Genomic DNA, 19418 nt, shown 5'->3' on the forward strand with positions numbered 1-19418 from the left:
CGCATTTCCGCGGTGCTTCTCCAGCTCAGGATCAACCCCATGCAGGTCAGCAAATCCAACAAGCTCGCCAACGTCTGCTACGACATCCGCGGGCCGGTGCTCAAGCACGCTAAACGCCTGGAAGAGGAAGGCCAGCGCATCCTCAAGCTGAACATCGGCAACCCGGCGCCCTTCGGCTTCGAGGCCCCCGAGGAGATCCTCCAGGACGTCATCCGCAACCTGCCCACCGCCCAGGGCTACAGCGACTCCAAGGGCCTGTTCAGCGCGCGCAAGGCGGTGATGCAGTACTACCAGCAGAAGCAGGTCGAAGGCGTCGGCATCGAGGACATCTACCTGGGCAACGGCGTCTCCGAGCTGATCGTCATGGCCATGCAGGCGCTGCTCAACAACGGTGACGAGGTGCTGATCCCGGCACCCGACTACCCGCTGTGGACCGCCGCGGTGGCGCTGTCCGGCGGCAAGCCGGTGCACTACCTGTGCGACGAGCAGGCCGGCTGGTTCCCCGACGTGGCCGACATGCGCGCCAAGATCACGCCGAACACCAAGGCCCTGGTGCTGATCAACCCGAACAACCCCACCGGCGCGGTGTACTCGCGCGAGGTGCTGCTGGACATCGTCGAGTTGGCCCGCCAGCACAACCTGGTGATCTTCTCCGACGAGATCTACGACAAGATCCTCTACGACGAGGCCGTGCACATCAGCACCGCCTCGCTGGCGCCGGACGTGCTGTGCCTGACCTTCAACGGCCTGTCGAAATCCTACCGGGTGGCCGGCTTCCGCTCCGGCTGGGTGGCGATCTCCGGCCCCAAGCACCGGGCGCAGAGCTACATCGAAGGCTTGGACATCCTGGCCAACATGCGCCTGTGCGCCAACGTGCCGAGCCAGCACGCGATCCAGACGGCACTGGGCGGCTACCAGAGCATCAACGATCTGGTGCTGCCCAACGGCCGCCTGCTGGAGCAGCGCAACCGCGCCTGGGAGCTGCTCAACGACATCCCCGGGGTCAGCTGCGTCAAGCCCATGGGCGCGCTCTACGCCTTCCCCAGGATCGACCCCAAGGTCTGCCCGATCCACAACGACGAGAAGTTCGTCCTCGACCTGTTGCTCTCCGAGAAGCTGCTGGTCGTCCAGGGCACCGCCTTCAACTGGCCCTGGCCGGATCACTTCCGCGTGGTCACCCTGCCCCGGATCGACGACCTGGAACAGGCCATCGGGCGCATCGGCAACTTCCTCGGCAACTACCGCCAGTAAGCCCATGGACCTGCAGATCGACGACTTCTACAAGGACGCCGCCGGCGGCCTGCTGCTGCTCTACCAGGTGTTCCCGCGCAAGATGGCGCTGTACGTCGAGGACCTGATCGGCCGCGAGGAGCCGGACGAGTTCGGCCTGCCGAGCAAACGCCACCAGAGCTGCCTGGGCGCCCTGCTGTGGCTGGCCGAGGAAGGCTACCTGCGCTTCGAATCGACCATCGCCTACGACGCCCTGGACCAGGCGGTGCTCAGCGAGAAGGGCTTCCTGCGCCTGAGCCGCGGCGTGCCCCATGCCCTGGCGGGCAGCGAAGTCCTGCCGCCAAGCGTGCGCCGGGTCCAGGCCAGCCTGGCGCACCAGCTGCGCGAGGCGCTGACCCAGCAGCACGGTGAACGCCTCGCCCGGCTCACCCGCCTGGTCTTCGCCGGCGCTCTAGCCGGGGCAAACGACACAGTTTGAAATAGTCCCCCGGTTGAATAGCCCGAGGCCCCACCCTTATATAGCCGGCATAACCGGACCGTCTTTTCTCCTGAGGAGTAGTTTCACACCATGATGCGCATCTTGCTGTTCCTGGCCACCAACCTGGCGGTCCTGATCATCGCCAGCATCACCCTCAAGCTGCTGGGGGTCGACCGCTTCACCGGCCAGAACTACGGCAGCCTGCTGGCCTTCTGCGCGGTGTTCGGTTTCGCCGGCTCGCTGATCTCGCTGTTCATCTCCAAGTGGATGGCGAAGATGAGCACCGGCACCGAGATCATCAGCCAGCCGCGCACCCGCCACGAGCAGTGGCTGCTGCAGACCGTCGAGGAACTGTCCCGCGAGGCCGGCATCAAGATGCCGGAAGTGGGCATCTTCCCCGCCTATGAATCCAACGCCTTCGCCACCGGCTGGAACAAGAACGACGCCCTGGTCGCCGTCAGCCAGGGCCTGCTGGAACGCTTTTCCCCGGACGAAGTGCGTGCCGTGCTGGCCCACGAGATCGGCCACGTGGCCAACGGCGACATGGTCACCCTGGCGCTGATCCAGGGCGTGGTGAACACCTTCGTGATGTTCTTCGCGCGGATCTTCGGCAACTTCGTCGACAAGGCCATCCTCAAGAACGAAGACGGCCATGGCATCGGCTATTTCGTGGCGACCATCTTCGCCGAACTGGTGCTGGGCATCCTCGCCAGCATCATCGTCATGTGGTTCTCGCGCAAACGCGAGTTCAAGGCCGACGAGGCCGGCGCGCGCCTGGCCGGCACCGGCGCCATGATCGCCGCCCTGCAGCGCCTGCGCGCCGAGCAGGGGGTGCCGGTACACATGCCCGACAGCCTGACCGCCTTCGGCATCAACGGCGGCCTGAAGCACGGCCTGGCCGGCCTGCTGATGAGCCACCCGCCGCTGGAAGACCGCATCGAGGCCCTGCGCCAACGCGGCTGAGGCCTCAGCCAACGAACAAGGGCGACCCGAGGGCCGCCCTTTTTTGTGCCTGCAACTAGCGCCGCACCAGCCGGTAGACCCGCTCGTCCAGCCATTGCAGGCCACGCTGGCGAAACCTGTCGTTCTCGGCCAGCACGTCACCGGCCTCGAGCAGCTCCAGCCGCCAGCCCGCGGCGAACAGCCCCTGCACCTCGGCGTCACTCACGGCGAAGGGCGGCCCGTCCATCTGCTCCTGCGCATAGTCCAGGCTGACCAGCAGCCCCCGGCTGCCGGGGGCCAGGATGGTACCCAGGTGCGCGGCGTAGCGCTGACGCATCGACGGCGGCAGGGCGATCAGCGCGGCGCGATCATAGACCGCCGTGCACTCGAGCAGATGCTCGGCGCGCAGGTGGAAGAAATCGCCACACCAGAGTTCGACGGCGCCTGCAGCATAGACCCGGAACGGCCCCAGCTGGCTGACCTGCGGCTGCAGCCGCTGCTCGGCGAAGAAGTCCTCCACCGCCTTCTGCGCCAGCTCGACCCCCAGTACCCGATGCCCCTGCGCCGCCAGCCACAGCAGATCCAGGCTCTTGCCGCACAGGGGCACCAGCACCCGCCCCGCACCGCGCAGTGCCAGCTCGGGCCAGTAGCGGCGCAGGTAGGGATTGACCTCATCCTGATGAAAACCTATTTGCCCCTGCGCCCAACGCGCCTGCCAGAACGCCGCCTCCACGGTTCCCCTCCAAATATTCGATAAGAAAGTACGGAATTTTATACTGGAACTCGATATATCCAGCCGCGATCATGGCGACATCCTACTGCAGGAGTCACACCAGATGCTGCCCAGTCTATTCATCTCCCACGGCTCGCCCATGCTGGCGCTGGAGCCCGGCGCCAGCGGCCCGGCCCTGGCCCGCCTGGCCGCCGAACTGCCCAGGCCCCGCGCGATTCTGGTGGTCTCCGCCCACTGGGAAAGCCAGGGTCTGCTCGTCACCGGCGCCGCCCACCCGGAGACCTGGCACGACTTCCGCGGCTTCCCGGCGCCGCTGTATGCCGTGCAGTACCCGGCCCCCGGCCATCCGCAACTGGCCGCGCAGGTGCTCGAGCTCCTGGCCACCGCCGGCCTGCCCGCGCAGATCGACAACGAGCGGCCGCTGGACCATGGCGCCTGGGTGCCGCTGTCACTGATGTACCCGGCGGCCGATATCCCGGTCGTGCAACTGTCCCTGCCCAGCCACCAGGGCCCGGCCCTGCAGAGCCGGGTCGGACGCGCCCTGGCCGACCTGCGCGAGCAGGACGTGTTGCTGATCGGCTCCGGCAGCATCACCCACAACCTGGGCGAACTGGACTGGCAGGCCGGCCCCGAGGTGATCGAACCCTGGGCCCAGGTCTTCCGCGACTGGATGGTGGCACGGCTGGCCGATAATGACGAAGCGGCGCTGCACGACTACCGGCGCTTGGCCCCGCAAGCGGTGCGCAACCACCCGACCGACGAGCACCTGCTGCCGCTGTTCTTCGCCCGCGGCGCCGGCGGCGCCTTTCGCGTCGAGCACAGCGGCTTCACCCACGGCGCCCTGGGCATGGATATCTACAGCTTCGCCTGAGCGCCGTGCAGACATAAAAAAGCCCCGCAGTGCGGGGCTTTTTTATCGGACGAAGATCAATCCTCGCGATAGCGGCGCAGCTTGAGCGGCTTGCCACCGACGCGGGTGTCCTTGAGCTTGCCCAGCAGGCGCTCCAGGCCCTCCTCCGGCAGCTCGACCAGGCTGAAGCTCTCGCGCACCTGGATGCGGCCGATGGCTTCGCGGGCCAGGCCGCCCTCGTTGAGGATGGCACCGAGCAGGTTCTTCGCCGCGATGCCGTCACGCGCGCCCAGGGCGGTGCGGCAGCGGGCACGGCCCTCGCCCAGCGGCATCGGCGCACGACGCTCACGCGGCTCGCCGCGTTCGGAACGCTCGCTGCGCTCACGGGGGCCGCTGTTCGGCACCAGCGGCTGCTCGCGCTCGACTTCGGCCAGGGTCAGCGCCTGGCCGTTGGTGGCCTTGCGCAGCAGCGCCGCGGCCAGGGCGCGCGGGCTGCAGTCGATTTCGGCGGTCAGGCGGTCGAGCAGGTCGCCATGACTGGCTTCGGCCTCGGCGACCAGCGGTGCCAGGCTGGCGGTGAGTTTCTTGATCCGTGCGTCCAGCACCTGCTGGGCGTTGGGCAGCTTGACCTCACCGACCTTCTGCCCGGTGACGCGTTCGATCACCTGCAGCATGCGCCGCTCGCGCGGGGTGACCAGCAGCAGGGCGCGACCGGTGCGGCCGGCACGGCCGGTACGGCCGATGCGGTGCACGTAGGACTCCGGATCGTAGGGCATGTCCACGTTCATCACGTGGGTGATACGCGGCACGTCGAGGCCGCGGGCGGCGACGTCGGTGGCGATCACAATGTCCAGACGGCCGTCCTTCAGGGAGTCGATCACCCGCTCGCGCTGGTTCTGGGCGATGTCGCCGTTCAAGGCGGCGGCCTTGTAGCCCTTGGCTTCCAGGGCGGCGGCCAGGTCCAGGGTCGCCTGCTTGGTGCGGACGAAGCCGATCAGCGCGTCGAATTCCTCGACTTCCAGCAGACGCAAGACCGCGGCGTGCTTCTGGTCGGCATGCACCATCAGGTGGGCCTGCTCGATGGCGGTCACGGTCTGGGTCTTGGCGGCGATCTTGACGTGCTGCGGGTTGCGCAGGTGCTTCTCGGCGATGGCGCGGATCGAATGCGGCAGGGTCGCGGAGAACAGCACGCTCTGGCGGCTTTCCGGCATGGCCTGGAAGATCACTTCCAGATCGTCCATGAAGCCCAGCTTGAGCATTTCGTCGGCTTCGTCGAGGACCAGGTACTGGATGGTCGACAGCACCTTCTCGTCGCGGCGCAGGTGGTCGACCAGACGGCCCGGGGTCGCGACTATGACCTGGGCGCCCTGGCGGATGGCCTTGAGCTGCGGGCCCATGGGGGCGCCGCCGTAGACCGCGACCACGTTGAGGCCGGGCATCTGCTTGGAATAGGTTTCGAAGGCGGTGGCCACCTGCAGGGCCAGCTCGCGGGTCGGCGCCAGGATCAGCGCCTGGGGCTCACGCTTGCTCGGGTCGATCTTCGACAGCAGCGGCAGGGCGAAGGCCGCGGTCTTGCCGGTGCCGGTCTGGGCCTGGCCGATCATGTCGTGGCCGCCGAGGATCACCGGAATGGCCTGGGCCTGGATGGGCGACGGCTCTTCGTAGCCGACAGCGGTCAGCGCGGAGAGAATATTGGGATGAAGTCCGAGCGCGGCGAAGCCGCCGATTTCCTGGGTCATGGGTCTGCCTCAAGTGCATCCGCAAAGACCCATGTTCCAAAGCTGCGCATGCCGTGTAAGACCCGAAAGTCACCCTGGCAGCCCTGTCGGCGGGGATTTGCGAAAACGTCGTGATGAATGAATCGTCAAGGATTGCCCGCGTTGGCGGACAGGCTGCCGAAGATAGCCTTCGGGCGAGTTGCACTACCTGAACGTGGCCAAAAATTGACCGGCGCGCACTATACCGGAAATCCTGACGGATGTGCTGGTTTTTCCCGAATAAAGCCCGGCCACCGCTCGGCGGTCATGCGCCGGTAGCCTGGTGCGATCATTCTCGAGGGCTTGGACAAGCCCCTGCGGCGGGTCTATACCCCTGACAGCCGCACCCACGGGAGAATCTCTGCCATGACCCACCACACCGGCGGCCGCATCCGCCGCGAGAAGCGCGGTCCCATCCTGCTGCTCGGCCTGGACCGCGCGGCCAAACGCAACGCCTTCGACCTGGCCATGCTCGACGACCTGTGCCTGGCCTATGGCGAGTTCGAGCGCGACGACGAGGCGCGGGTGGCGCTGGTGCACGCCCAGGGCGAGCACTTCACCGCCGGCCTGGACCTGGCCAATGTCGCCGCCCGGTTCGCCGCCGGCTGGCAGGTCCCCGAGGGCGGCTGCGACCCTTGGGGCGTGTTCGGCGGCCCGCGGGTCGGCAAGCCGGTGATAGTCGCCGCCAAGGGCTACTGCTACACCATCGGCATCGAGCTGATGCTGGCCGCGGACATCAACCTCTGCGCCAGCAATACCCGTTTCGCCCAGATGGAGGTGCAGCGCGGCATCCTGCCGTTCGGCGGCGCCACCCTGCGCCTGCATCAGCGCGCCGGCTGGGGCAATGCCATGCGCTGGCTGCTGACCGGCGACGAGTTCGACGCCCATGAAGCCTATCGCCTGGGCCTGGTGCAGGAGGTGGTGGCCAGCGAGGACCTGCTGCCACGGGCCCTGCGGCTGGCCGAACGGATCGCCGCCCAGGCTCCGCTCGGCGTCCGCGCCACCCTGGCCTCGGCCCGCCAGGCCCTGCGCGACGGCGAGACCGCGGCGGCCGCCAGCCTGCACCCGACCGTCACCCGCCTGATGGCCAGCGAGGACGCCGCCGAAGGCCTGCGCGCCATGCGCGAACGCCGGCCCGGCGACTTCAAGGGACGCTGAGCCTCAGCTGGCCGGGCGCAACACCTCGATCAAGGGCTGCAGGGAGTAGCCCAGGCGCGGCGCCAGGGCCTCGGCCCGCGCGCGCAGCCCCTCCAGGTCGAGGTGCTGCTCCAGGTCGGCCGGCACCAGCAGGATCACGTTGCCCTCCTTCACCGGGCACTCCCAGTAGTGGCGGTGGAACAGGCCGCGCAGCAGGGCGGCGCCCAGCGGCTTGCCGTCGTCGCCGGCCCACTGGTTGATGATCAGCCAGCCATCGGGGTTGAGGCGCTTCTGGCAGTCCTCGAGGAAGCGCCAGGCCAGGTGGCCGACACCGGGACCATGGTCGGTATAGAGGTCGACGAAGAGCAGGTCGGCGGACTCGGCGCTGGGCAACAGTTCGAGGGCGTCGCCGATACGGATGGTCAGGCGCGGATCGTCGTCCAGGCCGAGGAATTCCATGGCCAGGCGCGGCACATCGGGACGCAGCTCGATGGTCTCCACATCGTCCAGCGGCAGGAACCTGAGGCAGGCCTGGGTCAGGTTGCCGGCCCCCAGGCCGAGAAACAGCGCGCTCTCCGGCGCCGCATGGCACAGCGCGCCGAGCAGCATGGCGCGGGTGTAGTCGTACTCCAGCCAGCTGGGGTCGGCGGTGAACACGCAGCTCTGCTCGATCGCCTCGCCGAACTCGAGGAAGCGGTAGGCGCCGATCTCCACCACGCGAATCAGGCCGTAGGCATCCTGCACCTCGGCCAGCAGCACCTCATCCTGCATTTCATCCACCGGGGGTAAACCTGGCATCCAGCGTTCTCCAGCATGACTCCCGGACTCGTGACCGCCGGGGCAAGGCCTGAATTGTCGAGGAAGCGCCGTGCTCGGGTCACGCACTAATTACCGCCTGGCCCTCCCGCGCTCGCCGCAGCGCGCGCTGCATGCAGCGGCTCTATCACGGCGATCGGCTTGAAGCAGTCGGCCGATCGGTTACCATGCCAGTTCATCTCAATTGCCTGAACCGAGAAGCCTGATGTCGCAACCCTGGAGCCCCGATAGCTGGAGAAGCAAGCCGATCCAGCAGCAGCCGACCTACCCCGACGCCGCCCATCTGGCGAAAGTCGAGCAGACCCTGGCCGGCTACCCGCCGCTGGTGTTCGCCGGCGAAGCCCGCGAGCTGCGCCGGCAGTTCGCCGAGGTGACCCAGGGCCGCGCCTTCCTGTTGCAGGGCGGCGACTGCGCCGAGAGCTTCGCCGAGTTCAGCGCGGCGAAGATCCGTGACACCTTCAAGGTACTGCTGCAGATGGCCATCGTCATGACCTTCGCCGCCGGCTGCCCGGTGGTCAAGGTCGGGCGCATGGCCGGTCAGTTCGCCAAGCCGCGCTCGGCCAATGACGAAACCATCGGCGACACCACCCTGCCGGCCTACCGCGGCGACATCGTCAACGGCATCGGCTTCGATGCACAGAGCCGCGAGCCCGACCCGGAGCGCCTGCTGCAGGCCTACCACCAGGCCACGGCGACGCTGAACCTGCTGCGCGCCTTCGCCCAGGGCGGCTTCGCCGACCTGCACCAGGTGCACCAGTGGAACCTCGACTTCATCGCCAACTCGGCGCTGGCGGAGAAATACAGCCACCTGGCCGACCGCATCGACGAGACCCTGGCGTTCATGCGTGCCTGCGGCATGGACAGCTCGGCCCAGGTGCGCGAGACCAGTTTCTTCACCGCCCACGAGGCGCTGCTGCTCAACTACGAGGAAGCCTTCGTGCGCAAGGACAGCCTCACCGGGGGCTGGTACGACTGCTCGGCGCACATGCTGTGGATCGGCGATCGCACCCGCCAGCTGGACGGCGCCCACGTCGAGTTCCTGCGCGGCGTCGGCAACCCGATCGGGGTCAAGGTCGGCCCGAGCATGAACAGCGAGGAGCTGATCCGCCTGATCGACACCCTCAACCCGGACAACGACCCCGGCCGCCTCAACCTGATCGTGCGCATGGGCGCGGACAAGGTCGAGGCCGGCCTGCCGCGCCTGATCCAGACCGTGCAGCGCGAGGGGCGCCAGGTGCTGTGGAGCTCCGACCCGATGCACGGCAACACCATCAAGGCCAGCAGCGGCTACAAGACCCGCGACTTCGCGCAGATCCTCGCCGAGGTGAAGCAGTTCTTCGCCGTGCACCAGGCCGAGGGCAGCTATGCCGGCGGCATCCACATCGAGATGACCGGACAGAACGTCACCGAATGCATCGGCGGCGCCCGGCCCATCACCGAGGACGGCCTGTCGGACCGCTACCACACCCACTGCGACCCGCGGATGAACGCCGACCAGTCGCTGGAGCTGGCCTTCCTGATCGCCGAGACGCTCAAGCAGGTGCGCCGCTAGCTGCCAGGGCCGCCGCGGCGGATGGCCGACAGCGCCTATCCGCCGGCTCGGCCCACCTGACAAGCCGCTCGGCCCGCGATATGGTGAGAGCTCAAGCCCACCCGTCGAGGAGTCGACCATGCCCTGGTATGCCTGGCTGCTGATGACCCTGATCCTGGGGTCCATCGTCGGCGGCCTGCTGGTGCTCCTGCGCACCGCCAAGCCCTTGCCGCTCAACGAAGAACAGCTGCGAAAGATCCGTGAACGCCAGATCGAGATGGAAGCCCGGGACGCCAAGGACGCTGGCCGGCGCTAGCCTGCTGGCCACGCTGCTCGCCGGCTGCGCCGGCCTCGCGCCGCCCGGCGGCGGAGCGGCGGGCTGCAGCGCCCTGTTCGCCCAACTGCAGCAGGCCACCCGGGAACACCGCGACGCCCAGTACCAACGCCTGGCCGACTGGCCCGGCCTGCGCAGCGACCGCCTCCGGGCCAGCCTCGGCGCCGATGCGCGCACCGCCGAGCAGCGGCGCCTGTGGGCGCAGCGCCTGGCCACCCACGACGCAGAAGCGAGCCAGGTGGAGATCGCCCAGTTGGCGCCGGCGCAGCGGCATATCTGGCGCAGCGACGAGCGCCAGCAGGCACTGGACAGCTGCCGTAGCGCCCAGGTGCGCCGCCTGAGCGAGGATCCCCACGCCTTCAGCGACGCCGCCGCAGCCGCCCGAGTGCCCGACGATTACCATGACTGGGCGCGCATGCTCGGCCTCAACCCGCTGTTCAAGCCGGTCTTCGGCTGGGGCGTCGCCGCCTGGCAGCGGGCCGCGGCCCGTGCCCGGATGCCCGAGGACGGGCCACAATGGCTGAGCTATGCCCCGCTCCGGCAAGCCTCGCCGACGCAACCGGTGCGGTTGCAACCCGACGCCCTGGGCCTGCCCCAGGCCGATGGCGCCGGGCTCGACGCCCTGTTCGCCCGCCACGCGCCGCGGCTGCGCATCGAGCAAGCCAGCCGCAGCGACCGCATCGGCAGCCCCTACTTCGCCGTCGACGGCGCACGCCGCTTCAACGCCCAGCAACCGCGCCTCTACCGGCATAGCGGCTGGAGCCGGATCAACGGCCGCTGGCACCTGCAACTGGTCTATCAGCTCTGGTTCGACCGGCGGCCCAAGCCCCATGCCCTGGACCTGTACGGCGGCGAGCTGGACGGCCTGCTCTGGCGCGTCACCCTCGACGCCCGTGGCAACGCGCTGCTGTACGACAGCATCCACCCCTGCGGCTGCTGGCACGGCTTCTATCTGCCCCGGCACTCGCCCCTGCGCTTCCGCCAGCCGCCGAACGAAGAGTCCCGCCTGGCGCGCCGGCTGGGCCTGGATGGCACCCAGGCGCCGACACTCTGGCTGAGCGCCGGCACCCACCATCTGGTCTGGGTCGATGAGCGCCGCTCACCCTACCCGGCACTGCACTACCGGCAGGACGCTCTCGATCAGTTGCGCCGGCTGCCCCACCCCGGCGGCCGGCGCAGCCTCTATGCCAGCGACGGCATGGTGCCCGGCAGCCAGCGCCTCGAACGTTGGCTGCTGTGGCCCTCCGGCGTTCCCTCGCCGGGCGCCATGCGCCAATGGGGGCGCCACGCCACGGCCTTTATCGGCCGCGCCCACTTCGACGATCCGCACCTGCTGCAACGCTACTTCCACTGAGCGGCCCACGGGCAACGCTCAGTCGGCCACCGCGGCAGTTCCCGCCTCGCTGAGCCTCACCGCGACCCGGCTGGGCCCGAAGATCTCGGCCAACTGGCCGACGTGGCGCAGCTGCTCGAGCAGGCCCGCGAATCGCTCGGCGCTGATGGGCGCCTGGGGGCGGACCAGGACATAGTGCTTGTAACGCTGGTCGATCCGGTCGGAGACCAGCAAGCGCCCGGCATAACCGCGGTTGCGCTCGAGGAAATCGCCGATATAGGAACGCGTCACCAGGGCGATATCGGCCCGGCGACGCAGGACCATCAGCAGGTTGCTGTCGTGGGAATAGGTCAGGGTGGCGTTGAACCGGGTCTGCAGGAACTCGGGATCCGAGTTGAAGTCGGCGAAGGCATAGTGATAGCCGTTATAGAGCGCCAGGCGCTTGCCCTCCAGGGCGTCGAAGTAGCTCTGGTCGCGGCCGGCCTCGAGCCGCGCGACGAACACCTCTGCATCCTCCAGGCCCATGTCGACGGCCTCGTGGGGGATGCGCTGCCAGCCCCACGCCGGATTCTCGAAGATCGCCAGGTCGATCCGCCCCTGCTGGAAGTCGCGGAAGCGTCGCGGCAGCGAGGACGGGACCATGACGAAGCGGTAGTCGTCCTGCGCAGCGTTCAGCGCCGCCAGCAGCTCCAGCAACAGCCCCGAGGCACTCGGCTGCTCGGGCTTGATCACGTAGGGCGGAAAATGCACGCCGGCGACATTCACCTCCTGGGCGGCCGCCAGCGGCCCGCTCGCCAGCAAAGCGACGAACCATGCCCATACATGCAGCACCCTGCGTCTCGATAGCAGCATGTTTCCCCCAATATCCCTATGCGCGGATAGGCATCCGCTTGATCATGGCCGGTCTATGCGGCCATTCCGTCGTCAGTCCGGTGCTTGCGCCGGGGAAACCACCAGGTAGTAACGCCCCAGCAAGGAGCTTAGCTGCCCCTGCTCCTGCAAACGCCGCAACAAGACCGCAAAGGCATCGGGCCCCAGAGGCGCTTGGCGACGGAACAGGGCGTGATGCTGATAGACCTGATCGACCCTCTGCGACACCAGCAGCGCCGAACGCCGCTCGGGATGGCGTTCCTGGTACAGCTGCAGGTAGGAGCGGGTAATCACCGCGATGTCCGCACGCCCCCGTAATAACATGATCAGATTACTGTCGTGGGAATAGGTGAGGACCGCGCCGAACTCCTCGGCGAGAAACTGCTGGTCGGCGTTGAAGTCGGCGAAGCCGTAGTGATAGCCGCTGTACAGGGCCAGGCGCTTGCCCTTGAGTCGGTCGAAATAGCTCTGGTCGCGCCCGGGTTCGGCGCGGGCGACATAGACTTCGGCATCCTCGACCTGCAGGTCCAGGGCCTCGTGCTCGGTGTCCTGCCAACCCCAGTTCGGCGACTCGAACAGGATCAGGTCGAAGCGCCCGCCCTCGAGGTCGCGGTAGCGGCGGGTCACCGAGGTGGCCACCAGCTCGAAGCGGTATTGGTCCTGCAGCTGGTTCAGGGCCGCCAGCAACTCCGGCAGCAGCCCGCCGGGGCTCGCGCTCTCGGGTTTGATCACGTAGGGCGGAAAATGATAGGCGCCGACGGCGACCCGCTGCTCGGCCGCCAGCGGCAGGACGACCAGCAGGCTCAGTGCGACCAGCAGAACTCTGAACACCGCGCGCAAGGAACACTCCATAGTGCACACATGACCTGATCCGTTCCCTGTCCGTGTCACACGACCATTCCCTCGGTCGCAGCGATGCAGTCGATATCAGGCTAAGCCTAGTCGATCCCGCTCAAACTTCCTTGAGCACCAGCGACAAGGCCTCTTCGGCCAGCTGCTCCAGGGTCATGGGGCCCTCGGGGTGGAACCAGGTGGTGGTCCAGCTCAACGCGCCGGTGAGGAAGCGCCGCAGGATGAAGGGGTCACCCTGGACATAGCCCTGCTCCCGGGCCTCGCCCAGCACATCCAGCCAGATCCGCTCATAGCTGTCGCGCAACTCGAGGATGAAGCGCTGGCTGGGCTCCGAGAGCGAGCGCCACTCGTAGACCAGCACCGCCATGGCCTCGCCGGTGCCGCCCATGATCGATTGCAGTTCGCAGCGGATCAGCGCCAGCACCCGCTCGCGCAGGCTGTGCGCCTCCGCCAGCTCGGCCTGCATCAGGGCGGTGTTGTAGCGGATGGTTTCCTCCATCACCGAGCGGAGGATTTCATCCTTGCTCTTGAAGTGGTGAAAGATGCTGCCCGACTGGATGCCCACCGCACTGGCCAGATCGCGCACCGTGGTGCGCTCGTAGCCTTTGCTGCGGAACAGGTGGGCCGCCGTTTGCAGCAGCTTGCCACGGGCGCTGTCCGGATCGGTGACCAGGCCCTGGGCCACCAGTTGCCGCATCACCGCCTGAGCTTGTTGATCGTCCACGCAGGTCACTCCCCATACTTCGTCTCGGCTGCGGCCAGCCGCACCAGCTCCGGCAAACCCCAGCGGCCTCGGCACAATTCGCCAAGTGCTTGTCGTTATTGCTGAAATTTATGCCGGGCAGGCCACCCAAGCAAGCGCTTGGGCGCTTTTTTGGCCGGATCGCCCTGCCCTTCAGCTTTTAAACCAAGCGCTTGCTTGGTACGCTGCAATCTCTTCTCCCGCGCAACGGAAGCCCGCCATGAGCAAGACCGTACGCATCGGCTGCGCCGCCGCCTTCTGGGGCGACACCGCCACCGCCGCCGCCCAGTTGGTGCGCGGCGCCGAGCTGGACTATCTGGTGTTCGACTACCTGGCCGAGATCACCATGTCGATCATGGCCGGCGCTCGACTGAAAGACCCGGGGCAAGGCTATGCCGGCGACTTCGTCGAGGTGCTGCAGCCGTTGCTCGGCGAAATCGCCGCCAAGGGCATCCGGGTGATCAGCAATGCCGGCGGGGTCAACCCCGGCGCCTGCGCCGCCGCCCTCGCCACGGCCTGCGAACGGGCCGGGATCGAGCTGAAGATCGCCGTGCTGCACGGCGACGACCTGCAGCCCAGGTGTACCGAACTGGCCGGGGGCGGCATCCGCGAGATGTTCGGCGACGCACCGCTGCCGCCGCAGTGCCTGTCGGTCAACGCCTACCTGGGCGCCCCGGGGATAGTCGCCGCGCTGGCGCAGGGTGCGGACATCGTCATCACCGGCCGGGTGGTCGACAGCGCGGTGGTCAGCGCCGCCCTGGTGCACGAATTCGGCTGGGCCTGGGACGACTACGACAGGCTGGCCCAGGCCGCGCTGGCCGGCCATATCATCGAGTGCGGCGCGCAGTGCAGCGGCGGCAACTTCACCGATTGGCAGGACGTGGCGGACTACGAACACCTAGGTTTTCCCATCGTCGAGGTGCAGGCGGATGGCCACTTCGTGGTGACCAAGCCGCAAGGCACCGGCGGCCTGATCAGCCCCCTGAGCGTCGGTGAGCAGTTGCTCTACGAGATCGGCGACCCACGCGCCTACCTGCTGCCGGACGTAGTCTGCGACTTCACCCGGGTCGAGCTCAGCCAGGTCGGCCGGAATCGTGTCGAATTGCAAGGCGCCAGAGGCCTGCCGCCCACCGCGCAGTACAAGGTCAGCGCCACCTACCCGGACGGTTTCCGCTGCACCGCCAGCTGCCTGATCGCCGGCATCGACGCGGTGGCCAAGGCCGAACGGGTCAGCCAGGCGATCATCGCCAGGACCCAGGAGATGTTCGCCGAGCGCGGCTGGGAACCCTACAGCGAGGTGAATATCGAACTGCTCGGCAGCGAGGCCACCTACGGCCCCCACGGCCGCCGCCGGGACAGCCGCGAGGTGGTGATCAAGCTGGGCGTACGCCACCCGAAGAGGGAGGCCCTGCTGCTGTTCGCCCGCGAGATCGCCCCGGCGGCCACCGGCATGGCGCCGGGCCTGACCGGCATAGTCGGCGGCCGGCCGACGGTCTACCCGGTGATCCGCCTGTTCTCCTTCCTGATCGACAAGGCCAGCTGCCATCTGGAGGTCGAGCTTGACGGCCGGCGTCGTCCGGTCAGCCTGCCCACATCGAAAAGCTTCGCCCCCGAGGCGCTGGCCGCGGCCCTCGAGCCGCCCCGCCCCGAGGGCCTGGCCGATGCCAGCGTGCCCCTGGTCAAGCTGGCCGTGGCGCGCTCCGGCGACAAGGGCAACCACAGCAACATCGGCGTCATGGCGCGCCGTCCCGAGTACCTGCCGTGGATCGCCGAGGCCCTGGGCAGCGCCGCGGTGGTGGACTGGATGGGCCATGTGCTCGACCCGCAGCACGGCCGCATCCAGCGCTGGTACCTGCCGGGCAGCCACAGCCTGAACTTCCTGCTGGAGAACGCCCTGGGCGGCGGCGGCGTGGCCAGCCTGCGCATCGACCCCCAGGGCAAGGCCCTGGCCCAGCAGCTGCTGGAATTCCCGGTGCCGGTGCCCAGGGCGCTGGCCGAGCAGTTGTCAGGTGGAGAACCCGCATAGCGATTTGCCCATGATTCACGGCGGGAAAGGCCGGTGGCCGTTTCCCTGCCCATGACGAGGACGATAGGAACAATGGCATACGACTCGGTATTCAAGGCCAACCTGTTCGCCGGCCAGTGCATCCTGGTCACCGGCGGCGGCAGCGGCATCGGCCGCTGCACCGCCCACGAGCTGGCCGCCCTCGGAGCCCATGTGGTGCTGGTCGGGCGCCAGGTGGACAAACTGGAGAAGACCGCCGGCGAGATCCGCGGGGACGGCGGCAGCGCCGGCTACCGGGGCTGCGACATCCGCGACGAGGATGCGGTCAAGGCCATGGTCGCCACGGTGCTGGCCGAGCACGGCAGCATCCAGCACCTGGTCAACAACGCCGGCGGCCAGTACCCCGCGCCGCTCGCCTCGATCGACCAGAAGGGCTTCGAGACGGTTGTGCGCACCAACCTGGTCGGCGGTTTCCTGGTGGCCCGCGAGGTGTTCAACCAGAGCATGAGCAGGACCGGCGGCTCGATCGTCAACATGCTCGCCGACATGTGGGGCGGCATGCCCGGCATGGGCCACTCCGGCGCGGCGCGGGCCGGCATGGACAACTTCACCAAGACCGCCGCCGTCGAGTGGGGCCATGCCGGGGTACGGGTCAACGCGGTGGCGCCGGGTTGGATCGCCTCCAGCGGCATGGACACCTACCCCGAGTCGATGCAGGCGCTGATCCGCTCGCTCAAGGACCATGTGCCGCTGCAACGCATCGGCAGCGAGGCGGAGGTGGCCGCCGCCATCGTCTTCCTGCTGTCGCCGGGCGCGGCCTTCATCAGTGGCACCACGGTGCGCATCGACGGCGCCGCCAGCCTCGGCAGCCGGGCCTTCCCGCTGAGCCAGGCCAAGCCGGGACAGGGCCAGGCCTACAACGGTTTCCACCGGGCCCATCTGCCCGACGTGCTGCAAGAACAGGAGCGATAAGATGCCGGTGATCCACTCCGAAATCGACCCGCATGGCGAGGAGTTCGCCAGCAACCGCGAGGCCATGCTCGCCGCCATCGCCGGCTTCCGGCAGGTCGAGCGGCAGTGCCTGGACCAGGCCGCCGAGGCCAAGGCCAAGTTCCAGCGCCGCGGTCAGCTGCTGCCGCGCGAACGCCTCAACCTGCTGCTCGACCCCGGCAGCCCCTTCCTCGAACTGGCCTCGCTGGCCGGCCACAGGCTGCACGACGACAAGGACGGCACCCAGGCCGGCGGCGGCATCATCGCCGGCATCGGCTACGTCAGCGGGGTGCGCTGCCTGATCAGCGCCAGCAACAGCGCGATCAAGGGCGGCACCATCAGCCCCAGCGGGCTGAAGAAGACCCTGCGCCTGCAACAGATCGCCCTGGAGAACAAGCTGCCGCTGCTGGCCCTGACCGAGAGCGGCGGCGCCAACCTCAACTACGCGGCGGAGATCTTCGTCGAGGGCGCGCGCGGCTTCGCCAACCAGGCGCGCCTGTCGGCCGCCGGCATCCCGCAGATCACCCTGGTGCACGGCTCCAGCACCGCCGGCGGCGCCTACCAGCCGGGCCTGTCCGACTACGTGGTGGTGGTGCGCGGCAAGGCCAAGCTGTTCCTCGCCGGCCCGCCGCTGCTCAAGGCCGCCACCGGCGAGGTGGCGACCGACGAGGAGCTGGGCGGCGCCGAGATGCACGCCCAGGTGGCCGGCACCGCCGAATACCTGGCCGAGAACGATGCCGATGCCGTGCGCATCGCCCGCGAGATCCTCGCCCTGCTGCCGTGGAACGCGCAGCTGCCGACACCTTCGCAGCGGACCTGGCGCGAGCCGCGGTACCCGGCCGAGGAGCTGCTGGGGGTGGTGCCGGCCGATGCCAAGAAGCCCTACGACGTGCGCGAGATCATCGCGCGCATCGCCGACGCCTCGGAATTCCTCGCCTTCAAGCAGGAGTTCGACGCCCAGACCGTCTGCGGCCACCTTCGCATCGAGGGCCGGCCCTGCGGGGTGATCGGCAACAACGGCCCGATCACTCCGCAGGGGGCGGCCAAGGCGGCACAGTTCATCCAGCTGTGCGAGCAGAGCGGCACGCCGCTGCTGTTCCTGCACAACACCACCGGCTTCATGGTCGGCACCGAGGCCGAGCAGGCCGGGGTGATCAAGCACGGCGCGAAGATGATCCAGGCCGTGGCCAACGCCACGGTGGCCAAGCTGACCCTGGTGGTCGGCGGCTCCTACGGCGCCGGCAACTATGCCATGTGCGGCCGCGGCCTGGACCCGCGCTTCATCTTCGCCTGGCCCAACAGCAGGACCGCGGTGATGGGCGGCGCCCAGGCCGGCAAGGTGCTGCGCATCGTCACCGAGGAGAAGCACGCCAAGGCAGGCAAGACGGCCGACCCACAGATGCTCGACCTGCTCGAGCAGGCCACCGCGCAGAAGCTCGAGGGGCAGTCCACCGCCCTGTACGGCACCGCCCAGCTGTGGGACGACGGCCTGATCGACCCGCGCGACACCCGCCAGCTGCTCGGCTACCTGCTGGACATCTGCGCCGAGGCCGCGTTGCGCCCGCTCAAGCCCAGCAGCTTCGGCGTGGCCCGATTCTGACCCTGGGGTGCGCCATGCGCACCACAGCCCATGACTACAGGAGAACAATAAAAATGCTCTTCACCCAGGAACACGAAGAACTGCGCCGCACGGTGCGCCATTTCGTCGACAAGGAGATCAACCCCCATGTCGACGAGTGGGAGAAGGCCGGCCGCTTCCCCATCCACGAGGTCTTCAGGAAGGCCGGCGCACTGGGCCTGCTGGGCATCTCCAAGCCGGAGCAGTTCGGCGGCATGGGCCTGGACTACAGCTACTCCATAGTCGCCGCCGAGGAGTTCGGCACCATCCACTGCGGCGGCATCCCCATGTCCATCGGCGTGCAGACCGACATGTGCACCCCGGCCTTGGCGCGCTTCGGTTCGGACGAATTGCGCGAGCAGTTCCTGCGTCCGGCCATCGCCGGCGAGCTGGTCGGCTGCATCGGCGTCTCCGAGGTCGGCGCCGGCTCCGACGTGGCCGGCCTGAAGACCCGCGCGCGCAAGGACGGCGACGACTACCTGATCGACGGCAGCAAGATGTGGATCACCAACGCGCCGTCGGCCGACTTCATCTGCCTGCTGGCCAACACCTCGGACGGCAAGCCCCACGCCAACAAGTCGCTGATCGTGGTGCCGATGGACAGCCCCGGCATCAGCCTCGGCCAGCCCCTGGACAAGCTCGGCATGCGCAGCTCGGAGACCGCCCAGGTGTTCTTCGACGGGGTGCGGGTACCGCAGCGCTACCGCATAGGGGCGGAAGGGTCTGGCTTCATGCTGCAGATGCTGCAGTTCCAGGAGGAGCGCCTGTTCGGCGCCGCCAACATGCTCAAGGGCCTGGAGCACTGCGTCGATGCCACCATCGACTACTGCAAGGAGCGCCGGACCTTCGGCAGCCCGCTGATCGACAACCAGGTCGTCCACTTCCGCCTGGCCGAGCTGCAAACCGAGATCGAGGCCCTGCGCGCCCTGGTGTACCAGGCCACCGAACTCTACGTCGCCGGCAAGGACGTCACCCGCCTGGCCTCCATGGCCAAGCTCAAGGCCGGCCGCCTGGGCCGCGAGGTCACCGACGCCTGCCTGCAGTACTGGGGCGGCATGGGCTTCATGTGGGACAACCCGGTGGCGCGCGCCTACCGCGACACCCGCCTGGTGTCCATCGGCGGCGGCGCCGACGAGATCATGCTCGGCATCATCTGCAAACTGATGGGCACCCTGCCGGGCAAGAACAAGGGCTGAGCAG

General features: G+C 68.3%; 18 protein-coding genes. 12 read left to right on the top strand and 6 right to left on the bottom strand.

The annotated features are described in order from the left end of the window. Positions 1-39: 39 nt before the first annotated feature. From I0D00_RS04260 to htpX, 3 genes are all read left to right on the top strand, one after another. On the top strand, positions 40-1251 hold the full coding sequence (locus tag I0D00_RS04260; RefSeq protein WP_213638499.1) for a pyridoxal phosphate-dependent aminotransferase: 1212 nt from the start codon (positions 40-42) through the stop codon (positions 1249-1251). A gap of 4 nt (positions 1252-1255) precedes the next feature. Then, the gene (locus tag I0D00_RS04265; protein WP_213638500.1) at positions 1256-1708 is read left to right on the top strand and encodes a hypothetical protein; all 453 of its coding nucleotides are present in this window, start codon (positions 1256-1258) and stop codon (positions 1706-1708) included. Between the two features lie 90 nt (positions 1709-1798). Then, the gene (gene htpX, locus I0D00_RS04270) at positions 1799-2671 is read left to right on the top strand and encodes a protease HtpX (protein ID WP_213638501.1); all 873 of its coding nucleotides are present in this window, start codon (positions 1799-1801) and stop codon (positions 2669-2671) included. A gap of 55 nt (positions 2672-2726) precedes the next feature. Here htpX and I0D00_RS04275 read toward each other — a convergent pair whose 3' ends face one another. Next, complete coding sequence (locus tag I0D00_RS04275) at positions 2727-3383, bottom strand: thiopurine S-methyltransferase (protein WP_213638502.1); 657 nt, start codon at positions 3381-3383, stop codon at positions 2727-2729. A gap of 103 nt (positions 3384-3486) precedes the next feature. On the opposite strand from I0D00_RS04275, the gene I0D00_RS04280 reads away from it, so the two are divergent. Beyond that, positions 3487-4254 (top strand): DODA-type extradiol aromatic ring-opening family dioxygenase, encoded by a 768-nt coding sequence (locus I0D00_RS04280; protein WP_213638503.1) that lies wholly within the window; start codon positions 3487-3489, stop codon positions 4252-4254. Positions 4255-4310: 56 nt separating this feature from the next. Here I0D00_RS04280 and I0D00_RS04285 read toward each other — a convergent pair whose 3' ends face one another. Then, complete coding sequence (locus I0D00_RS04285) at positions 4311-5972, bottom strand: DEAD/DEAH box helicase (protein WP_213638504.1); 1662 nt, start codon at positions 5970-5972, stop codon at positions 4311-4313. A 384-nt stretch (positions 5973-6356) separates the two neighbouring features. Here I0D00_RS04285 and I0D00_RS04290 point away from each other — a divergent pair, with 384 nt between their 5' ends. Continuing rightward, complete coding sequence (locus I0D00_RS04290; RefSeq protein WP_213638505.1) at positions 6357-7148, top strand: crotonase/enoyl-CoA hydratase family protein; 792 nt, start codon at positions 6357-6359, stop codon at positions 7146-7148. A gap of 3 nt (positions 7149-7151) precedes the next feature. On the opposite strand, the gene I0D00_RS04295 is transcribed toward I0D00_RS04290, so the two are convergent. After that, positions 7152-7925, bottom strand: coding sequence for a spermidine synthase (locus I0D00_RS04295; RefSeq protein ID WP_213638506.1), 774 nt, complete (start codon positions 7923-7925; stop codon positions 7152-7154). A gap of 223 nt (positions 7926-8148) precedes the next feature. Here I0D00_RS04295 and I0D00_RS04300 point away from each other — a divergent pair, with 223 nt between their 5' ends. The 3 genes from I0D00_RS04300 to I0D00_RS04310 all read left to right on the top strand — a co-directional run bounded on the left by I0D00_RS04300 (position 8149) and on the right by I0D00_RS04310 (position 11162). Beyond that, positions 8149-9495, top strand: coding sequence for a class II 3-deoxy-7-phosphoheptulonate synthase (locus tag I0D00_RS04300; protein ID WP_213638507.1), 1347 nt, complete (start codon positions 8149-8151; stop codon positions 9493-9495). A gap of 118 nt (positions 9496-9613) precedes the next feature. Beyond that, positions 9614-9790: a DUF2897 family protein gene (locus I0D00_RS04305; protein WP_213638508.1), complete on the top strand. Its 177-nt coding sequence runs from the start codon at positions 9614-9616 to the stop codon at positions 9788-9790. Next, on the top strand, positions 9735-11162 hold the full coding sequence (locus I0D00_RS04310) for a hypothetical protein (protein WP_213638509.1): 1428 nt from the start codon (positions 9735-9737) through the stop codon (positions 11160-11162). Before I0D00_RS04305 ends, I0D00_RS04310 begins: the two co-directional genes overlap by 56 nt. Before the next feature lie 18 nt (positions 11163-11180). Here I0D00_RS04310 and I0D00_RS04315 read toward each other — a convergent pair whose 3' ends face one another. The 3 genes from I0D00_RS04315 to I0D00_RS04325 form a co-directional block, all read right to left on the bottom strand. Next, the gene (locus tag I0D00_RS04315; protein WP_213638510.1) at positions 11181-11993 is read right to left on the bottom strand and encodes a type 2 periplasmic-binding domain-containing protein; all 813 of its coding nucleotides are present in this window, start codon (positions 11991-11993) and stop codon (positions 11181-11183) included. A gap of 72 nt (positions 11994-12065) precedes the next feature. After that, positions 12066-12863, bottom strand: coding sequence for a substrate-binding periplasmic protein (locus I0D00_RS04320; RefSeq protein ID WP_213638511.1), 798 nt, complete (start codon positions 12861-12863; stop codon positions 12066-12068). A 100-nt stretch (positions 12864-12963) separates the two neighbouring features. Then, a complete protein-coding gene (locus I0D00_RS04325) occupies positions 12964-13587 on the bottom strand; it encodes a TetR/AcrR family transcriptional regulator (protein ID WP_213638512.1) in 624 nt (207 codons plus the stop codon). A gap of 238 nt (positions 13588-13825) precedes the next feature. Between I0D00_RS04325 and I0D00_RS04330 the strand changes: the two genes are divergently transcribed. The 4 genes from I0D00_RS04330 to atuD all read left to right on the top strand — a co-directional run bounded on the left by I0D00_RS04330 (position 13826) and on the right by atuD (position 19414). Beyond that, positions 13826-15631, top strand: a complete 1806-nt coding sequence (locus tag I0D00_RS04330; RefSeq protein ID WP_213638513.1) for an acyclic terpene utilization AtuA family protein — start codon at positions 13826-13828, stop codon at positions 15629-15631. Between the two features lie 72 nt (positions 15632-15703). Beyond that, positions 15704-16582, top strand: a complete 879-nt coding sequence (locus I0D00_RS04335) for an SDR family oxidoreductase (RefSeq protein ID WP_213638514.1) — start codon at positions 15704-15706, stop codon at positions 16580-16582. A gap of 1 nt (position 16583) precedes the next feature. After that, positions 16584-18200 carry an acyl-CoA carboxylase subunit beta gene (atuC, locus tag I0D00_RS04340; RefSeq protein ID WP_213638515.1) on the top strand — a complete coding sequence of 539 codons (1617 nt, stop codon included), beginning with the start codon at positions 16584-16586 and terminating at the stop codon, positions 18198-18200. Between the two features lie 53 nt (positions 18201-18253). Further along, positions 18254-19414 carry an acyl-CoA dehydrogenase family protein gene (atuD, locus tag I0D00_RS04345; protein ID WP_213638516.1) on the top strand — a complete coding sequence of 387 codons (1161 nt, stop codon included), beginning with the start codon at positions 18254-18256 and terminating at the stop codon, positions 19412-19414. Positions 19415-19418: the final 4 nt, after the last annotated feature.

The sequence above is a fragment of the Pseudomonas lalucatii genome (genome assembly GCF_018398425.1).
Lineage (GTDB): Bacteria > Pseudomonadota > Gammaproteobacteria > Pseudomonadales > Pseudomonadaceae > Aquipseudomonas > Aquipseudomonas lalucatii.

Excerpts from the sequence above, each read along its gene's own strand:
- I0D00_RS04260 (WP_213638499.1), top strand. The coding sequence starts at position 40 with ATGCAGGTCAGCAAATCCAACAAGCTCGCCAACGTCTGCTACGACATC.
- I0D00_RS04265 (WP_213638500.1), top strand. The coding sequence starts at position 1,256 with ATGGACCTGCAGATCGACGACTTCTACAAGGACGCCGCCGGCGGCCTG.
- htpX (WP_213638501.1), top strand. The coding sequence starts at position 1,799 with ATGATGCGCATCTTGCTGTTCCTGGCCACCAACCTGGCGGTCCTGATC.
- I0D00_RS04280 (WP_213638503.1), top strand. The coding sequence starts at position 3,487 with ATGCTGCCCAGTCTATTCATCTCCCACGGCTCGCCCATGCTGGCGCTG.
- I0D00_RS04285 (WP_213638504.1), bottom strand. The coding sequence starts at position 5,972 with ATGACCCAGGAAATCGGCGGCTTCGCCGCGCTCGGACTTCATCCCAAT.
- I0D00_RS04290 (WP_213638505.1), top strand. The coding sequence starts at position 6,357 with ATGACCCACCACACCGGCGGCCGCATCCGCCGCGAGAAGCGCGGTCCC.
- I0D00_RS04295 (WP_213638506.1), bottom strand. The coding sequence starts at position 7,925 with ATGCCAGGTTTACCCCCGGTGGATGAAATGCAGGATGAGGTGCTGCTG.
- I0D00_RS04300 (WP_213638507.1), top strand. The coding sequence starts at position 8,149 with ATGTCGCAACCCTGGAGCCCCGATAGCTGGAGAAGCAAGCCGATCCAG.
- I0D00_RS04305 (WP_213638508.1), top strand. The coding sequence starts at position 9,614 with ATGCCCTGGTATGCCTGGCTGCTGATGACCCTGATCCTGGGGTCCATC.
- I0D00_RS04315 (WP_213638510.1), bottom strand. The coding sequence starts at position 11,993 with ATGCTGCTATCGAGACGCAGGGTGCTGCATGTATGGGCATGGTTCGTC.
- I0D00_RS04320 (WP_213638511.1), bottom strand. The coding sequence starts at position 12,863 with ATGGAGTGTTCCTTGCGCGCGGTGTTCAGAGTTCTGCTGGTCGCACTG.
- I0D00_RS04330 (WP_213638513.1), top strand. The coding sequence starts at position 13,826 with ATGAGCAAGACCGTACGCATCGGCTGCGCCGCCGCCTTCTGGGGCGAC.
- I0D00_RS04335 (WP_213638514.1), top strand. The coding sequence starts at position 15,704 with ATGGCATACGACTCGGTATTCAAGGCCAACCTGTTCGCCGGCCAGTGC.
- atuC (WP_213638515.1), top strand. The coding sequence starts at position 16,584 with ATGCCGGTGATCCACTCCGAAATCGACCCGCATGGCGAGGAGTTCGCC.
- atuD (WP_213638516.1), top strand. The coding sequence starts at position 18,254 with ATGCTCTTCACCCAGGAACACGAAGAACTGCGCCGCACGGTGCGCCAT.